13 protein-coding genes and 1 tRNA gene are annotated in these 17,438 nt (G+C 51.2%); 9 read left to right on the forward strand and 5 right to left on the reverse strand.

Going from position 1 to position 17,438, the window contains the following annotated elements; translation table 11 throughout:
• Positions 1–402 precede the first annotated feature (402 nt).
• Positions 403–1,230 carry a metallophosphoesterase family protein gene (locus CHL74_RS01685; RefSeq protein WP_094879398.1) on the forward strand — a complete coding sequence of 276 codons (828 nt, stop codon included), beginning with the start codon at positions 403–405 and terminating at the stop codon, positions 1,228–1,230.
• Positions 1,211–1,936 carry a hypothetical protein gene (locus tag CHL74_RS01690; protein ID WP_141241194.1) on the forward strand — a complete coding sequence of 242 codons (726 nt, stop codon included), beginning with the start codon at positions 1,211–1,213 and terminating at the stop codon, positions 1,934–1,936. Before CHL74_RS01685 ends, CHL74_RS01690 begins: the two co-directional genes overlap by 20 nt.
• Before the next feature lie 113 nt (positions 1,937–2,049).
• Here CHL74_RS01690 and CHL74_RS01695 read toward each other — a convergent pair whose 3' ends face one another.
• Positions 2,050–3,321: an aminopeptidase C gene (locus CHL74_RS01695; RefSeq protein WP_254923199.1), complete on the reverse strand. Its 1,272-nt coding sequence runs from the start codon at positions 3,319–3,321 to the stop codon at positions 2,050–2,052.
• A 31-nt stretch (positions 3,322–3,352) separates the two neighbouring features.
• Complete coding sequence (locus tag CHL74_RS01700) at positions 3,353–4,753, reverse strand: aminopeptidase P family protein (protein WP_094879401.1); 1,401 nt, start codon at positions 4,751–4,753, stop codon at positions 3,353–3,355.
• A 209-nt stretch (positions 4,754–4,962) separates the two neighbouring features.
• On the opposite strand from CHL74_RS01700, the gene CHL74_RS01705 reads away from it, so the two are divergent.
• Positions 4,963–5,820, forward strand: a complete 858-nt coding sequence (locus CHL74_RS01705) for a patatin-like phospholipase family protein (RefSeq protein ID WP_094879574.1) — start codon at positions 4,963–4,965, stop codon at positions 5,818–5,820.
• A 3-nt stretch (positions 5,821–5,823) separates the two neighbouring features.
• On the opposite strand, the gene CHL74_RS01710 is transcribed toward CHL74_RS01705, so the two are convergent.
• Positions 5,824–6,735 (reverse strand): TIGR01212 family radical SAM protein, encoded by a 912-nt coding sequence (locus tag CHL74_RS01710; protein ID WP_094879402.1) that lies wholly within the window; start codon positions 6,733–6,735, stop codon positions 5,824–5,826.
• 110 nt (positions 6,736–6,845) lie between these two features.
• Between CHL74_RS01710 and CHL74_RS01715 the strand changes: the two genes are divergently transcribed.
• Complete coding sequence (locus tag CHL74_RS01715) at positions 6,846–9,050, forward strand: S9 family peptidase (protein WP_094879403.1); 2,205 nt, start codon at positions 6,846–6,848, stop codon at positions 9,048–9,050.
• A gap of 851 nt (positions 9,051–9,901) precedes the next feature.
• On the opposite strand, the gene CHL74_RS01720 is transcribed toward CHL74_RS01715, so the two are convergent.
• Together CHL74_RS01720 and CHL74_RS01725 are read right to left on the reverse strand one after the other, a co-directional pair.
• Positions 9,902–12,754 carry a bifunctional fucokinase/fucose-1-phosphate guanylyltransferase gene (locus CHL74_RS01720; RefSeq protein ID WP_094879404.1) on the reverse strand — a complete coding sequence of 951 codons (2,853 nt, stop codon included), beginning with the start codon at positions 12,752–12,754 and terminating at the stop codon, positions 9,902–9,904.
• A 24-nt stretch (positions 12,755–12,778) separates the two neighbouring features.
• Positions 12,779–13,177, reverse strand: coding sequence for an L-rhamnose mutarotase (locus CHL74_RS01725; protein ID WP_094879405.1), 399 nt, complete (start codon positions 13,175–13,177; stop codon positions 12,779–12,781).
• Positions 13,178–13,283: 106 nt separating this feature from the next.
• On the opposite strand from CHL74_RS01725, the gene CHL74_RS01730 reads away from it, so the two are divergent.
• The 5 genes from CHL74_RS01730 (at position 13,284) to CHL74_RS01750 (ending at position 17,419) form a co-directional block, all read left to right on the forward strand.
• Positions 13,284–14,012 (forward strand): energy transducer TonB, encoded by a 729-nt coding sequence (locus CHL74_RS01730; RefSeq protein WP_094879406.1) that lies wholly within the window; start codon positions 13,284–13,286, stop codon positions 14,010–14,012.
• A 68-nt stretch (positions 14,013–14,080) separates the two neighbouring features.
• Positions 14,081–15,055 carry a polyprenyl synthetase family protein gene (locus tag CHL74_RS01735; RefSeq protein WP_176452142.1) on the forward strand — a complete coding sequence of 325 codons (975 nt, stop codon included), beginning with the start codon at positions 14,081–14,083 and terminating at the stop codon, positions 15,053–15,055.
• A gap of 10 nt (positions 15,056–15,065) precedes the next feature.
• Positions 15,066–15,848, forward strand: a complete 783-nt coding sequence (locus tag CHL74_RS01740) for a TatD family hydrolase (RefSeq protein WP_094879407.1) — start codon at positions 15,066–15,068, stop codon at positions 15,846–15,848.
• 107 nt (positions 15,849–15,955) lie between these two features.
• A tRNA-Ser gene (locus CHL74_RS01745) sits at positions 15,956–16,043 on the forward strand.
• A gap of 128 nt (positions 16,044–16,171) precedes the next feature.
• Positions 16,172–17,419 (forward strand): site-specific integrase, encoded by a 1,248-nt coding sequence (locus CHL74_RS01750; RefSeq protein ID WP_094879408.1) that lies wholly within the window; start codon positions 16,172–16,174, stop codon positions 17,417–17,419.
• The last annotated feature ends 19 nt before the right edge of the window (positions 17,420–17,438 follow it).

The following is a 17,438-nucleotide window of genomic DNA, read 5'->3' on the forward strand; positions in this document are numbered from 1 at the left end:
ACGAATATCGGTTCTGTCACCTGGTCTCAGCTCGTTTTCGTCAAGGTATATGTGAACAAGCTTTGTTTCTTTCTTTTGCTCTACAAACACGTCTTTAAGGTCGAACCAATCCAGCATGTGTTCGGGCAAAAGACATTCTGCAAGGAGTCTATACTTTTCCATATTTATCCGTTCTTTGACTTTATAAACGGACAATATAGTGTTTTTATTGTACTACGATATCCACACACTTTTTCCAGTGGTCCTCTTTTTCCTTGTCTTGGTGGCGGTTTCTGACATGAAAAGGTCCTGATGTGTTCATTTGTGCTGCATTATTGTTCAATTAGTATTTAAAAACGATACTGTAAAGGTGTGTTTATGTGTTTTTTGTTACCTTTACGCATCATTAATTATCAATCTGAAATGAATAAGCTAACGATTTTCCGACGCCTGTTATGCTGTGGCATGGTGTGTTGTGCTCTTGCATTGGTTGGATGCGACACGGTGTTTGATGTCCATCCTTACGATGTTCATATACGTGGCGAGAAAGGTATCAACGCCAAGAACATTGCGCTTATAGAGAAGTCTACGCTGGATAAGGACACCATCCGCCTTGCTTTCATCAGCGACTCGCATAAATATTATAATGGTCTGCAGAATATAATCAAGGACATTAACCGTCGTGACACCATAGACTTTGTGGTTCATTGCGGCGACATAACTGACTGTGGCTCCACTCGTGAGTATGAGTGGGCGCGTGACAACATCGCCCGACTAAACAAGCCTTACGTCGTGCTGCTTGGCAATCATGACTGTCTTGGAACCGGCAATGAGGTGTATGAGCGTATGTTTGGCGACCCCGACTTCAGCTTCATCGCTGGGCGGGTGAAGTTTGTGTGCCTGAATACCAATGCCATTGAGTACGACTATTCGCGTCCCGTGCCCAACTTCGACTTCATGGAACAGGAGATGACGTCGCGTGCAGACGAGTTCAGCCGTACCGTGATGTGCATGCACGCCGCTCCTTATTCCGAACAGTTCAACAACAATGTGGCTAAGGTGTTTAATTATTACGTCATGCGCTTCCCCGAACCCATCTTCTGTCTCTATGGACACGGTCATCACACGGAACAGCACGACATCTATGGCAATGGTCTGATGTATTATCAGGTAGGAAGTGCGCAGAAGCATAAGTATTACATATTCACCATCACTCCTAAAGGATACAGCTATGAAATCATTGAGGTTTAATGTTTTGGCGGCATTTGCCGTCGCTCTGCTGGCTTTCACGTCTGCTTCTGCTCAGGATGCCTGGCATCGTGGTGGCGACTCGTTGGTGTATGTTGATCGCGATACGACGAAGTATGTACGTGATGGCAACAATCAGAACTTTTCGCGTTATGACAAGCGCATACATTATTATCGTAAGGGTTGGGCGAGCCTGATTCCTACGCAGCACGTTTTGCAGTTCTGTGGCAATATGGGTCTTGTCTCCGTAGGTATTGGTTGGGATTACGGCAAGCGCAGACAATGGGAAACCCACTTGCTTGTGGGATTCGTGCCCAAGTACGAGTCTGACTATGCCAAGATGACGTTCACATTGAAGCAGAACTTCATCCCGTGGTCGAGGTATATGGGTCATGGCTGGACGTTCGAACCCTTGCAATGTGGCGTGTATTTCAATACCATATTCGGTCACGACTTCTGGGTGAAGCAGCCGGTACGATATGCTGGTGGTTATTATCCTTTCTCCACGCGCATACGTCCAAACATCTTTGTGGGACAACGTATTACGAAGATGGTGCCGCATAGCCGACGCAAGTATGTCAAGTCGGTGAGCTTCTTCTACGAACTGAGCGCCAACGACATCGGCATAATGAAGTTCGGCTATAACTGGAAGGCTGGATTCTGGGATGTCTTCGGACTGTCGTTAGGCTTCAAGACGCAACTGCTGTAGTTTCAAAGATATAAAGCTATATAAAAAGAGGGTGGGTCAGAAAAACTCGAAAGAAGTTCTTCTGACCCACCCTTATTGTTTAATGTGGCATTAAGATGCCGTGACTATGGCAATTAATCGCCGATGCCCTGGTTCTTCTTAGCCTCCTCCATCTTCTTGAGGATGTCAGCAGGGATGGCGTTCTTGTTAACCATGTAGTCCATGGTGTTAGCCACGATGTAGTTCTTGGTCATATACCAGATGCCCTTGTAAGCACCTGTCTCGCCCCAAGAGTTCTTCACCATGTAGTACTCCTTGCCGTGCTGGTCCTTAGCGATACCGAAGATCAGCATGCCGTGGTCGTCAGTAAGCTCCCAGTTGTCGAAGCGCTGCTGGCGCTGCTCAGGAGTAGGAACGAGCTCAGGAACCTTGCATCCGAGAGAGTCGATGATGCTTGTGCGCTTTGTCGGAGACAACTTCAACCAGCGGGCCATGTCGCTACCTGAAAGGCTCTCAGCCTTCTTTGTGTCAACGAAGTAAGCGAGACCGTTACGTGTGAAGCCCGGCTCGCTAACGTCACCACCCCATGCTACTGTGTAACCGTTCATTACGGCGTTCTCGATAACGCGTGCCATATCCTCCATCGGAAGGTTCCAAGACAGCGGGTTGCGCCAGTTGTCCTGCACCTCAACAGCGTACTGTGAATAGTAAGGCTTGTGTGAGTAGCTTGTGATTGACACGTAGTCGTTCATGTCAAGGCCGAGGCTTGCAGCGAAAGTTTTCGGTGTGTACTCCTTACCCTCGTATGTGAACTTCTCCGGGCACTTGCCGAGGTAAGCGTCGAGGATGCCCTGGAGTCCTACCTTCCACTGGCCAGAGATCTTGTTCTCCTTGCTTCTTGCGATACCGTTTACGTACGGCTCGAGCTGTCCGAAGAACTCGTTGAAGTTGTTGAGTGAGTCACCGTAGAGCGATCCGGGGAAAGGCATCTGGTCCTCAGGGCAGATACCGTAGTTCTTCAGAACGTAGAACACGTCGTAAGCAGAACCACCCTGTGCGAACTGGCAGTCGCCATGCAGACGAACCACCTGAACGGCACGGTCCATGTAGTCCTTGTTAGCAACGAAAGACTCGCAGAGATCGTAGGTCTTGCCGGTCTTCTTCAGAATCTCAGCCTCGAAGTAAGACAATGTTGAGTATGCCCAACATGTGCCGCTACGGTTCTGGTCCTTGATGCTTGTGATGGGGTTCTCCTTCACTACTGTGAAGACAGGCTTGTTGCTTGCTGCCTTCTTTGGCTTAGCGTTTGCGCCAGTCGCGAGAAGTGCGAGGAGCGCGAGTGTCAGTACTTTCTTCATTTTGTTTTGTTGGTATTGGTTTTGTTGTTGTGTAAATAAATTCTTAATCTCTATTGCTTTTATGCAGACATTCTTCGGCTTAGTTCTCCGCCATGAATGCCTCCACGTCCTTCGGATGGTATGGAATGCGCTTTTCGCCAATGAATCGGCAACCGTCCTTCGTGATGAGCACGTCGTCCTCTATACGTATTCCGCCGAAGTCCTTGTATGTCTCCAGCTTGTCGAAGTTGAGGAATTCAGCACAATGACCAGACTTCTTCCAGTCGTCGATGAGAGCGGGGATGAAGTAGATGCCCGGCTCGTCTGTCACCACGAAGCCTTCCTCCAGACGGCGTCCCATGCGCAGGCAGTTTGTGCCGAACTGGTCAAGGCGTGGACGTGTCTCCTCGTCGAAGCCTACGTTTATCTGGTCGAACGACTCCATGTCGTGTACGTCCATACCCATCATGTGTCCGAGTCCGTGAGGCAGGAACATGGCGTGTGCGCCGGCTGCCACAGCCTCGTCCACGTCGCCCTTCATCAGTCCGAGTTCCTTCAGGCGCTCCGTCATAAGGCGGCATACTGCGAAGTGAACGTCCATATATTTCACGCCGGGACGAGCTACGTCCAGTACGTAGTCGTGACATTCCTCCACGATGGAGTAAATCTCAAGCTGGCGCTGTGTGAACTTTCCGTTAACCGGGAACGTACGTGTGTTGTCCGAGCAGTAGTTGTTGATGGTCTCGCCACCGCAGTCGCAGAGCACCAGTCGTCCGCTTTCCAGCTCTGCCATCGAGGGGTTGCCGTGCATAATCTCGCCGTGCTGGCTGAAGATGGTCGGGAAGCTTGGCATTGCTCCGTATGAATAGGCAATGCCGTCCACCTGACCTGCTACGTATTTCTCCGTGAGGCCTGGCTTTACGAGGCGCATTGCTGTTGTGTGCATCATATAGCCTATCTCGGCTGCACGCTCCAGCTCCTCGATTTCCTGTTGCTCTTTGGTGGAGCGCATCTTCACCACAGCCTTGATAAGGTCGATGCTTGCCGACTCTTTCTGCTGTACGGGATGGATGCCGAGCAGGTTGAATATCTGCAGTTTTATGTCAAAGCGGTAAGGAGGCAGGAAGTGAATGCGACGCTTCAGTTTGATGGCTTCGTTGCATATTGTCTTCAGCGCCTTCATCGGAGCAGAATTGCTCACGCCCACGCTTTCTGCCATGTCATGCACGCTGTCTACGCTGCCGAACCATACGATATCTTCGATGTCGATGTCGTTGCCGATAAGGGTTTCCGTGTCGTTGTCGACGTCGATCACGCCGACCAGTCCGTCACGGTTAAGTCCGAAATAATAAAGGAATGACGAATCCTGGCGGAACGGGGAATATCCGTTGGCAGGGCAATTGCATGGCGACTCATTGTTGCCGAACAATATGATGATACCACTCTTTACGAGCTCCTTGAGCTTGGCGCGGCGGCATACGTAGGTTGCTTTGTCAAACATGATTAGATTGATATTATTGTTAATATTCGTTTTAATGCGCTCAATATTGCAAAGTTAATGAAATTAAAAGACAAAGCAAAGACAAAGTCTCGGCAATGCCTTATTTTATATTTTATTATGAAATGTGTGCGCTATTAATATATGTATTCAATGGTTTTTCGCCCGAAAATCATTATTTTTGCATGCGGATAATACAATTATACATCATGATGACTATAGATAACAACACAGGACTGGTGCTTGAAGGCGGAGGAATGCGAGGAGTTTTCACGAGCGGTGTGCTCGATGGTTTTATGAAGCACGGTCTTTATTTTAATTATGTGGTGGCTGTGTCGGCAGGTGCATGCAACGGCATGTCGTATATGAGTCGTCAGCCACGCCGTGCACGTGTCTCGAACATAGATTATATGGCACGTTACGATTACATCGGTTTCCGTCATTTCCTTACGCAGGGTAGCATTCTCGACACTAAGCTTCTTTACGATAAGTTTCCGAACGAGTTTATTCCCTTCGACTACGACACTTACTTCCAGAATCCTGCTACCTTCGAGATTGTCACCACCAACTGTCTCACTGGTCATGCCATGTATCTGCAGGAACGGTCAGACCGTCAGCGTGCCATTGACATCGTGCGTGCATCCAGTTCTCTGCCATTTGTCAGCAAGATAGTCACGGTGGACGGCATTCCCATGCTCGATGGCGGCATAGCCGACAGCATACCCGTTCTGCGAGCCATGGAGCTTGGTCATGAACGTAACGTCCTTGTGCTTACGCGCAATCGTGGTTATCGCGATACGGGACGCGACCATAAGATTCCGCATTTCGTCTATAAGAACTATCCGCGCCTACGTGTCCTGCTCAGCCATCGCCTTGAGGCTTACAACCGTCAGCTTGAGATGGTGGAGCGTCTTGAGGATGAAGGCAAGGTGGTGTGCATCCGCCCTGAGCGTCCTATGGAGGTGACGCGCATGGCGAAGGACATCGACAAGCTGGAGCGCCTTTATGAAGAAGGCTTCCGCTTGGGCGAGCGGTTTGCGCTTACCCATCCTTGGGTAAGCAGAACCTGACACCTACAGCAGCCGTCCCTGCCATGTCCTCCGACGCTTCAGCTCGTTGACCAGACGGTCCGTAAATTCGTGGTTCTTTATTCCCCATTTCGGGGCAATGAGCATGTCGGCAGGCGACTGGCTGACGAATCTCTCCAGCACGAGGTCTTTTCGCAGTCGTTCTATGTAACGTATGCAGACGTCTATGTATTCGTCGGCTGTGTAAAGTTTGAACGGATTGCTGAGATAGTCCTCGGCAAGCTGCGTGCCGCGGATTATCTGTAGCTGGTGCAATTTCAGAATGTCGAGGGGCAGGGCTGATATCTCCGCTGCCTGCCTGATGTTGTCCTCCGCTGTCTCGCCGGGCAGCCCGAGGATGATGTGTCCGCCGGTAAGGATGCCGCGTTCGTGGGTGGCGATGATGGCGTCCCTTGAGCATTCGAAGGTGTGCCCGCGGTTGATGCGTTTCAGCGTGGCGTTGTCCACCGACTCGATGCCGTATTCCACAATGACGAAAGTCCTTCGGCTCAGCTCCTCCAGATAGTCGAGCGTCTCCTCCGTCACGCAGTCTGGGCGTGTGCCGATGACGATGCCCACCACGCCGTCCTGCGACAGCGCCTCTTCATAGCGGCGGCGCAACGTGTCGAGTGGGGCATAGGTGTTGCTGTATGCCTGGAAGTAGGCGAGGTAACGCATGGTAGGATATTTCCGTGCGAAGAAGTCCTTGCCCGTCTGTATCTGCTCCCGGATGCCCTTCGCCGGATTGCAGTAAGAGGGATTAAACGTACGGTTGTCGCAGAACGTGCATCCTCCTGCCGACACCGTTCCGTCACGGTTGGGGCATGAGAAACCGCCGTCTATGCTGATTTTCTGTACACGGAAACTGAACTGGCTGCGTATCCAGCTGCCGTAGTCATTATATAATTGTGGGTTCATTCTGAATCTTTGGATGGTTTTATTGTGCAAAAGTACGTTTTTTTCTATACCTTTGCAAACGACTCAACATACAAAACCGAAAATCAAGAACTAATAATAAATTCATTAAGATGAAACGTCTTTTCTTAACCATTACCGCACTACTTATGTTTGTAGCAACAATGTCGGCTGGTGGCAAGCTTACGCTTCCCGACATCACAAGCGGCAAGTTTGCCGCCAAGACAGTAAACGGCATCAATCCTATCGAAGGAACAGACACTTACGCACGCATCAGTCAGGACGGCGAACGCGTGGTTTGCTGTTCGTTCAAGACGGGCAAGGAACTCTCTGTCCTCTTCGACGTGAAGAACACCATGGGATGCAAGATTGATGGCTTTGACGACTATGTGCTTTCGCCCGACGGAAAGCGAATGCTCATCCAGACCAAGACGGAGCGCATCTATCGCCGCTCGTTCAAGGCCGACTTCTACATTTATAATATAGAGTCGCGCCGACTCGACCGTCTCTCTGACGGCGACAAGCAGCAGATTCCCACATGGTCGCCCGACGGACAGCAGGTGGCTTTCGTGCGTGGAGGCAACATCTTCCTCGTGAAGCTGCTTTATGACAACGCCGAGATTCAGGTGACGAAGGACGGCAAGTTCAATGAGGTAATCAACGGTTTACCCGACTGGGTGAATGAGGAGGAGTTCGGCTTCAACAGCGCTCTTACCTTCAATGCTGACGGCACGATGATCTGCTGGATTCGTTACGACGAGTCGAAGGTCAAGACTTATTCGCTCGAGATGTATAAGGGCATGAAGCCCGCGAAGGAAGAGTACGACACCTATCCCGGATTATATTCGTACAAGTATCCGAAGGCTGGTGAGGACAACAGCACCGTAAGCGCTTGGAGCTACGACATCAAGAGCCATAAGATCAATCGCTTGCAGGTGCCTCTCGATGCTGACGGCTACATGCCTCGCATCAAGCCCACCAACGACCCGATGCGCATCGTTGTCTACACAATGAACCGCCATCAGGACGACCTCTGCCTCTATGCTGTCAATCCGCGCAGCACCGTGGCACAGCTCATCATCAAGGAGCATGTAGACAAGTATGTGCGTGAGGAGGCAATGGAAGGCGTAAAGTTCGTCGGCGACAAGATTCTGCTCCCCAGCGATCGCTCTGGTTACACCAAGCTATACATCTATAATATGAACGGACAGCTGCAGCGCACCATCGGTGACGGCAACTACGACATCACTTCCGTATACGGCTACGACCCCAAGACTGGCGACGTATATTATCAGGCTGCTGCCCTTGGAGCTACAGATCGTCAGGTCTACGTCACACACAAGAACGGCAAGACAGTACGCCTTACAGACCGTGAGGGATGGAACACGGCGTTCTTCTCAGGCGACTTCCAGTACTTCGTCAATACATGGAGCGACTATAACACTCCCTATGTATTCACCACACGCACACGTGAGGGCAAGCTAATTAACACCATTGAGGACAACAAGGCTGTCAAGCAGCTCGTTTCTGACTATGGCTTCTGCAAGCGTGAGCCATTCTCATTCACCACTTCCGAGGGCGTGGTGCTCAACGGATGGATGGTAAAGCCAAAGGACTTCGACGCCAACAAGAAGTATCCTGTCATCATGCATCAGTATAGCGGTCCCGGCAGCCAACAGGTCACCAATTCATGGAGCGCCGGATCGATGGGTCAGGGCGGTGCTTTCGACTCATATCTCGCTCAGGAGGGCTTCATTGTTGTAAGCGTTGACGGACGCGGAACAGGCGGTCGTGGCTCAGAGTTTGAGAAGTGCACATATCTTAACCTCGGCAATCTGGAGTCGAAGGATCAGGTAGAGACCGCTCTCTATGTAGGTTCGCTGCCTTACGTCGACAAGGACCGCATCGGCATCTGGGGATGGAGCTACGGTGGCTTCAACACTCTGATGAGTATGAGCGAGGGTCGTGGCGTCTTCCGTGCCGGTGTGGCAATAGCTCCTCCGACCAACTGGAAGTATTACGACTCTGTATATACAGAGCGCTACATGCGCACACCGAAGGAGAATCCTGACGGTTACGCCACCAACCCCATTGAGCGTGCCCCGAAGCTCCACGGCGCTCTCCTCATCTGCCACGGCACAGCCGACGACAATGTTCATCCGCAGAACACCTACGAATACTCTGAGGCGCTCGTTCAGGCAGACAAGGACTTCCGCGAACTCTTCTATACCAACCGCAATCACAGCATCTTCGGAGGCAACACCCGCAACCACCTCCTCCGTCAGGTTGCACAGTTCTTCAAGACAGAGCTGAAGTAATGTCTTTTTGATAACGCTAACATAAATAATATCCGCAAAGCCTCATCGTAGGGCCTTGCGGATTTTTGTTTTAAAGCATATGGAAGCATTCTGCTATGGGTGGATGCGTGGCTACGGCGAGACGCCATAGCCTCCTATGTTTGCCTCGCCTGCTGTAATTCACAACTGAATAATTCAAAATCGTAGGCGAAGCCGAGAATAATTCAAAACTCAAAACTCAAAATTCCTAATTCTTCGGCGGTTCCGCCGAAGACAATATTTGCATTTCTAACGCTCAATACTATGAGCCCGGCGCACGAAGAAATCTTTGGTGCGAATTTCTTGAGTTTTGAGCGTTTGGGGCTATATCGTTAATACCCAGTCGGTTATGTGGTTTGCGGAAAAAGTGCGTAAACAAACGGGTTGTCAAAGTGGCACTTTTAGGGTGTCATAGCGCCGCTATTACCACCCAATAGCGCCACTATTGCATTGTAATAGCGCCGCTTTTAGACTGTAAAAGTGGCGCTATGAGGGCACTTTGTGTTTTTGATGGTCATTGATGGTGGCTTTTATGCTGTAAAAAACCATAAAAACAGCTTTTTGATTCTCTAGAATTGATTTTTATTTTGTAACATGTTTTTACTCTTTGTACGATATTTGCATGGCGGACATAAAGCCATGTTTTTTGACAAGAAGACATGTGCTGAGTAGTTTCCAATTTGACTCTTTGTCTGCGTACGGAGGTAGCGTGTGATATATATAAAAATTACGGATTTATCTTAGATTGCTGAGGCTACGCCATTTGGGTAGCAAAAAGTCAGAATCATAGATAAATCCGTAATCTATAGATGATATTGTTAAAGCGTCAGCGTTTAGCTGCGGCTTACTTGGAATCCGTTTTGGCAGAGCGACATCTCCACGAAGCGTGCCTTGTCATTAGGACGGTTCTCGGAGAGGATGCGGCGGATGCGGGCTGCTGCGTCCTCGTCCTTTGCCACCATGTAAAGATAGCCGCCACCTCCGGCACCCGGCAACTTATAGCCAAGGCAAAGGTCGTCAACGAGGCGTGTGAGAGCTTCCACGGCTGGAGGATTGGTGCCCAAGTCGAGAGCCTGGTTTTGCTTCCATGTCTTGCCGACAAGACGTCCCATACGCTCGAAGTCCATGCGCTGTATGGCGTCGAACATGTCGAGGGCGTGCGCTTTCATCTCACGCAGCTGTGCCAGTTCGTCATGCTCGTTAAGGAACATACGGCGGACAATCTCGGCGAGGATGGTCTTAGCCGTGCGTGTGATGCCGGTGTAATAGAGCAGGTGGCATGCTTTGTATTCTGGAAGATTGAATAGTGCGTCCGGCATATAGCGAACCTCTGGGTTCTGGCAGAAGCCGCGCTCGGTCTGCAGCAGCTTGATGCCCGGCAGGAGTCCGCCGAACTGGTCCTGCCATCCGCCTCCCGTGGTGAGGAGCTGTTCGAGGACGAGTGTGCGATGACCGATCTCAGCCTTGTCCCATCCCAGTCCGCAGAAGTCGCTCAATGCGCCGAGTACGGTAGCGGCGAGAACTGAGCTTGTGCCAAGACCAGAACCGGCGGGAATGGCTGAGAGCAGCGTTACCTCAAGACCGCATCCGAATGCACGCAGCTGTTCTTCCAGAGAATTGTACTGGTCCTTGCAGAATTGTGGAAGGAAGCCGGAGAGAGAGAGGGCTGCCTTAGGAATAGAGAACGGCGAACCAACCTTATTGAATGCAGCCAACTCCTCGTATGTGGAGATGGTTTCGGACGCGCCGAGGTCGATGCTTCGCAGAACGATGTGAGGCTCGCTGCATGGCTTGACGTAAGTCTGGAGCGGCGGTTGACCGTTCAGCTTGATGGCAAGATTGACCACATTGCCGCCTTCCATGAGGCAGAAGGGAGGTGTGTCGGTCCAGCCACCGGCTATGTCGATGCGGACGGGCGAACGTCCCCAGACTATCTGGTCGGCATATACAGAAAGACGCGGGCACTGGCGTACGCGCAGAGCTTCGTCCGTGAGACCCTGACGCAAGAGCGAGAACGCCTCTTCCTCGTACTTGCCGCCGTCCTTGCCTGCGAAGCGAAGTGCCTCGGAGCGGAACATTGCGTCCTTGGTGCGTGTGAGGAGTGATGCCGAAGAGGGCAGCGGAGAGGGGAGAGGAATGTCGTAACGTCCATAGTCGCGAGCGGTGCTCTCAAGGTCGGTCTGATAAAAGACGCTGTGCTCCCAGTTCTTTGCCAGGAATGTGAGGTTCTGGCAGCGGAACTTAGTGCGCTGAGCCACAAGACGACAGAGATTTGCTTCGCTGCTTATCTCGTCGGCGCTGACGCGGCGTGAGGCAGCCCAGATGGTCTTACCCTCTTCGAGAGACGGATCGGAGAGCATCCAGCGGAGCACGATGCCCATATCGTCCACGTTGCTGACTATGGGGAAGATGCGGGCAGCCTGAAGGTCATGGCGTCCCTCAATGTCGTCAATGCAGACGCCGCGCTCCTTAGCCCATTCAGCAAACGAACCGCCGAGATATTCCACTTCGGCAAGGTCGCCGCGGAACTTGTCATTAAATCCGTATGGACGTACTGCCCACTGGTTCTCGCCGATGGGCACAACGTCTACGCATTGTCCCTCGCTGAGAGTCAGAGTCCAGTTGTTCTCCGGCACACCGGTCACGATGTTCTCTTTGGTGAGCGTCCAGCCGGCGCCGATGAAGGCGTTCTCCACCCATATATTGCGATTGTTCTCGTTCCACTTAATCTTAACGTCCGTGTTCTGCACGAACATGGAAGGATGAGGCTTGCGGTCGTGATGCATAATCTCGCGCTGGTCGCTGACGAGATTCTGGATGGCAAGCATTGACGAAAGAAGTTCGTGTGATGTTCCGAAGTGATAGAACTCGCCGCCGGGGAGAGGCAGGATGGCAACCTTAAGATCGTTGACAGCCGCGTCCTTGATGACCGGCTCTGATCCTAAAGCACAACCGAACTCGCCGTACATATCATAATTGATGACGTCGCCGTCAAGCTCCTTGCCTACAGCAGATGAGTGCTGCATGAGCACCTTCACGGCACGGTCTGAGAGAATCCATACGCCGATGTCGGTAAGATAGAAATGATCGGCAAGCAGCGATGAGAGTGTCTCTACGGACGGCTTCTGAAGCATACACTTCAGCTCCGTTGGGTTCTCGCGTGTGGACACGAAGACGCCGTGGTCCTTGGCAATCTCCGGGCCGAGCCACAGACCGTAGCACACGATGTCGGCATCCTCAGGGATGGACTGCAGTGGCTCTGTGGAACGGATGTATACGTCGCCGCTGACAATCATCGTATTGAGTCCCTTCGGAGCGATGTCCATGATGCGCTTATAGAGAGGCACCTGCAGCGAGAGCAGATCCTGATGAAGGCTCTGACCGCGCTCCCAACGGAAGACAGGCAGCGGTGTGAGAATCTTTCCAGAAGGAGCATACGACGGCAAACGGCGGCTCTGTCCTCCGGCGTGGAGAAGCAGACGCTTGTCGGCAGCAAGCCATTCGTCGAAGGTGCGGCCCTCGTCATTAGCCTCATAGGCGGCACGGAGCAGCCATGTGGTTCCTCCGCCGGAGCCAAGCTTTTTGCCCACGGGGTCGTTGGTGCAGAACCACTCACTCTTCGGGAGTTCGGTTATCTCATGAAAGCTGCCCACCAGGTTTGGCGGCAGAGACAATAGTTTCTTCATCTTTATTATATGTATATTATGTTTTTATTTTTCTTCTTCCTCGTTCTCGTAAAGATAGAACATGCGTTCCATCATCTGCCACTTTTCGTCGCTTGTGGCGTCAGCCGTGCAGTTCTGGAACTGAGCCACATGGCTTTCCCATTCCGCCTGACGCGGCAAGGTGGCAAGGCGAGCCATGGCTTCGTCCCAGCGGAAATCCACGGGAGCGTCAACTATCATCACAAGTCGGTTTTTGAGTATGTATATCTCCATCTCAAGAATGCCTACAGCCTGGATACCCTCCTTAATCTCATCCCAGAAATGCTCCTTGTCGTGAGCCTCACGATACTTCTGGATGAGAAGGCTGTCGTCCTTGAGGTCCATGGTCTGTACGTAGCGCTTGGTGGGCTGTCCGTACTGCTTGCTTATATATCCGTTTGTCATAAGTGAAATGTTAAATAATGGTTCTTATCGTCTTAAAAAGATACACTTTTGCAAAATTACACAAGATTTTTCAGATTCTACCATCATAAAAGCGTAACTTTGCAGTATGGAAATTAAAAAATCATATAAGGCAGATCTTGACCGGCATTGGCTGAAGAGGTTTCTTATAGGGCTTGCCATAGCACTGTCGCTGTTCGTGGCGGTTCTGGAGTTCCCAGTGCGTTATGGAGGAACGGATACGGAGGACGACTCGATGGACGACGTGCTGCAGGAAATGGCGATGCGCAAGAAACAAGAACGCCAGGATATGATAGCCGTAGTGGAGCCGTCACGTCCACGCAAGAAGCAACAGCAGAAGATAAAGGTGGTGGACAAGATACAGAAGGACCTTCAGAACATCGCCGATATCAGTAAGAAGCGTATTGTGGGTGACGAAGAAGGAAACGGTGAGAAGAACGACAAGGCAGAAAAAGCCGACGATAATACGCCTGCTCCGGTGGCGGTGGATATGGGAGACAATCCTCTGAACTTCCGCATCGTAGAGCAGCTGCCCGAATTTCCGGGAGGAATGTCGGCGTTCGTGAAGTGGCTGACCGACAATCTTCGTTATCCTCCAGTGGCTCAACGTCAGAAGATTCAGGGACGTGTGGTAATCTCGTTCGTCATCAATCGCGACGGATCGATATGCGACTTGAAAGTGGCTCATTCAGTAAACCCCATCTTGGACAATGAGGCGCTCAGAGTGGCACGTATGATGCCACGCTGGAAACCTGGCATTGACAAGAACCGTCCTTGCCGTACTTTGTTCGCCATCCCCGTGGAGTTTAAGCTCTGACAAGGTGATGCCCTGTCGGCATAAAGGATTTATAAACATAAACATTCATCTTTTTCACATAATAAAATATGATTAATGCAGACCAAATATTGAAGCTCGTCAACGACTATCTTGTGCAGCTTCCGTACGACCGCCGTCCGGCGTCGCTTTACGAACCGATACGTTATGTGCTCTCTATGGGAGGAAAGCGCATACGCCCAGTGCTTATGCTCCTTTCGTATAATCTCTTCAAGGAGGATCCCGAGACTATCCTTATGCCTGCTTGTGCACTTGAGACCTACCATAACTATACGCTTCTGCATGACGACCTCATGGACAATGCTGATCTGCGTCGCGGTCATGAGACTGTGCACAAGAAGTGGAATGCCAATACTGCAATCCTCTCAGGCGACTCAATGCTTGTGCTTGCTTATCAGCGTATGCAGCAATGCAGCAGTGACAAGATGGCTGAGGTGCTGGCTTTGTTCACCGAGACAGCTCTCGAAATAGGTGAGGGTCAGGAGTATGACATGGCTTTTGAGCATCGTGACGATGTGTCGGAGGAGGAATACATTGAGATGATCCGACTCAAGACAAGCGTACTGCTTGCTTGCGCACTCAAGATTGGTGCCATCCTTGCCGGTGCTTCGAAGGAGGACGCTGACAATCTGTATCGATTCGGTGAGCAGATAGGTCTGGCTTTCCAGTTGCAGGACGACTTCCTCGACGTATATGGCGACACACGTGTGTTCGGTAAGGCTATCGGTGGAGATATCACGTCTAACAAGAAGACATTCATGCTCATCAATGCCCTTAATCATGCCAACGAAGAGCAGCGTCGTCAGCTTGAAAGCTGGATTGGAGCTACAAAGTTCGATCGCGACGAGAAGGTGGCTGCCGTGACCCGACTTTACAACGAGATAGGTATCGACCGCATGGCTCAGGACAAGATTGCCTACTACTTTGAGCAGAGCCGTAAGTATCTTCAGGCTGTGTCAGTGGACGAGAGCCGTAAGGCAGAGCTTGCCGCTTATGCCCAGCGCATGATGAACCGTCAATACTAATCAGCGACGTATGATACAGTTTATTGACACGCATACCCATCTTGACGGAACGGAGTTTGACGCTGATCGCGACGAAGTGATGGAGCGTGCGCGTGCCGCCGGTGTAAGCAAGGTGTTTCTGCCTGCCATTGACCTGAAGTCAGTGGAGACGGTCCTTGCCGTAAGCCGAAAGTATGAGGGGTATGCCTATCCGATGATCGGACTCCATCCTGAAGAGGTGGGAGCAGACTGGGAAAACGTATTGCAGAGAATGCGTGAATACATCGTGCCGGGTCATCCGTTCATTGCCATCGGTGAGGTGGGACTCGACTTCTATTGGACTCGCGATAACGAGCGCGAACAGCTGGCTGCGTTCGAGCGTCAAGTGGAGTGGTCGGTGGAGACACGCCTGCCGCTGATGATACATTGCCGTAAGGCGCAGAACGAGATGGTGGCGGTGATGCGTCGCTATCAGAATGAGTTGCCGGGCGGAGTGTTTCATTGTTTCACTGGTAATGAGAAGGAAGCGGAGCAACTGCTCGATTTCCATAACTTCGTGCTTGGCATCGGTGGTGTGTTGACGTTCAAGAAGAGCCATCTGCCGGAAGTCCTTCCTGCATCCGTACCACTCTCACGTATAGTACTTGAGACCGACTCGCCTTATATGGCACCGGTGCCCAAGAGAGGAGAACGCAATGAGAGTGCTTACGTGGAGTTTGTGCTGAAATGTCTCGCCGAAGCGTATGGCGTGGAGGACGAGGAAGTGGCCAGACAGACTAATGAGAATGTGGAAAGAGTGTTCCGTATAGGCTGATATTAATATAGAACACGTCAGTTTTTTACTGTTAACATAGATTAAATCACAGATGCTTCGTTTTGGCATCTGTGATTTTTTTCATATCTTTGCATCCACTATTTAAAGGAGAGGTGCTCGAGTGGTTGAAGAGGCACGCCTGGAAAGCGTGTAACCGGCAAAACCGGTTCGGGGGTTCGAATCCCCCTCTTTCCGCTTATAATCAGTTGTTTTCGTGTTGTTTTGCTCTGTTTCGTGTTTGCCGTCAATGTTTCGTTTTGTCCTCTTTTGTGTTGTTTTGTTGCAAAATTCGTGCAAAATTCGTGCAAGTCAATTCTTGAAAAATGATTAAAGTCCATTATTATCTCGATGTCCGTGGTGTTGCCGATGGCAGTCCTGCTCCCTTGAAGCTCGACTTCGCCCATAAATATAAGCACGCCCAGCTTGCCGTTGGTGTCCGTGTCTTGCCCTCTCAGTGGGATGCAAAGGCGCAAAAGGTGCGTGGTTCTATGTCCGATGAATCGACAAACCTTTTCCTGCTGCAGACGATGGCTCGTGTCTCTGAAATCATCTTGAAACTGACAAACGCTGGTGATCTGGTTGGCTTGTCTGCTGTCGAGGTGAAGAATCGTGTGGCTTCTGAACTGCGTCCTGATGCAGGTGCCGACAATCTGTTCTTGGCTCGCTTTCGTTCCTATGCCTCCCTCTGCAAGTCTCAGCGAACTCGTGAAATCTACCAAGTCACTATTAAAAAGGTTTTGGCTTTCGATTCTCATGCTGAGTCGCTCTCCTTCGAGATGGTTTCGAAGGATTGGCTCTCTCGCTTCGAGGCTTGGCTGGGTTCTGAGGATGGTGGGTGTCCGTCCGTAAATGCTCGCTCCATCCATTTGCGGAATGTTCGGGCTGTCTTTAATGATGCCATCGACAATGGTGTGACCGCTTGGTATCCGTTCCGCACCTTCAAGGTGAAAACCGAGGCGACCAAAAAGCGAGCCGTGGCGGTGGAGGTTCTTCGCTCCCTCTTCTCGTACCCTGTGACTTGGCAGGAGCAATATGTGGATGCCTTCAAGCTGTCCTTCTGTCTCATCGGCATTAATCTCGTTGACCTCCTGGCTCTGAATGCCGACCAGCTTGTGGATGGTCGCCTGTCTTATCGTCGCTCCAAGACGGGGCGGCTCTATGACATAAAGGTGGAGCCAGAGGCTGCTGCCCTCATCGAAAAGTACCACGGTCATCTTGGTCGGCTCGTTTCCTGGGGTGAAAACCGAAAGCATTATACAACCTTCACTTATCAGATGTGTCGTGGCTTGAAATCCATCGGCTCTACCGTGAAGGAATGGCGAACCGATGAGCTGGGTGTCTATCGGGAGGTGGAGGTGTTCCGTCCTGCCTTCCCGATGCTGTCTTCCTATGTGGCTCGCCATTCGTGGGCGACCATCGCTGCCTCGCTCGATGTTCCAAAGGATGTTATCGCCCATGCCCTGGGTCACGGTGGTTCTTCCGTCACCGACATCTATATCGATTTCGACCTGCGGAAGGTGGACGAGGCAAATCGTCGGGTGCTGGATTGGGTGTTCTATGGCAAAAAGTAAGGGAGAACCCTGTGGTGGA

It is taken from the genome of Prevotella sp. 885 (assembly GCF_002265625.1).
Taxonomy (GTDB): Bacteria; Bacteroidota; Bacteroidia; order Bacteroidales; family Bacteroidaceae; genus Prevotella.

Coding starts and splice junctions, on each gene's coding strand:
- CHL74_RS01685 (WP_094879398.1), top strand. CDS start 403: ATGAATAAGCTAACGATTTTCCGACGCCTGTTATGCTGTGGCATGGTG.
- CHL74_RS01690 (WP_141241194.1), top strand. CDS start 1,211: ATGAAATCATTGAGGTTTAATGTTTTGGCGGCATTTGCCGTCGCTCTG.
- CHL74_RS01700 (WP_094879401.1), bottom strand. CDS start 4,753: ATGTTTGACAAAGCAACCTACGTATGCCGCCGCGCCAAGCTCAAGGAG.
- CHL74_RS01705 (WP_094879574.1), top strand. CDS start 4,963: ATGACTATAGATAACAACACAGGACTGGTGCTTGAAGGCGGAGGAATG.
- CHL74_RS01710 (WP_094879402.1), bottom strand. CDS start 6,735: ATGAACCCACAATTATATAATGACTACGGCAGCTGGATACGCAGCCAG.
- CHL74_RS01715 (WP_094879403.1), top strand. CDS start 6,846: ATGAAACGTCTTTTCTTAACCATTACCGCACTACTTATGTTTGTAGCA.
- CHL74_RS01720 (WP_094879404.1), bottom strand. CDS start 12,754: ATGAAGAAACTATTGTCTCTGCCGCCAAACCTGGTGGGCAGCTTTCAT.
- CHL74_RS01725 (WP_094879405.1), bottom strand. CDS start 13,177: ATGACAAACGGATATATAAGCAAGCAGTACGGACAGCCCACCAAGCGC.
- CHL74_RS01730 (WP_094879406.1), top strand. CDS start 13,284: ATGGAAATTAAAAAATCATATAAGGCAGATCTTGACCGGCATTGGCTG.
- CHL74_RS01735 (WP_176452142.1), top strand. CDS start 14,081: ATGATTAATGCAGACCAAATATTGAAGCTCGTCAACGACTATCTTGTG.
- CHL74_RS01740 (WP_094879407.1), top strand. CDS start 15,066: ATGATACAGTTTATTGACACGCATACCCATCTTGACGGAACGGAGTTT.
- CHL74_RS01750 (WP_094879408.1), top strand. CDS start 16,172: ATGATTAAAGTCCATTATTATCTCGATGTCCGTGGTGTTGCCGATGGC.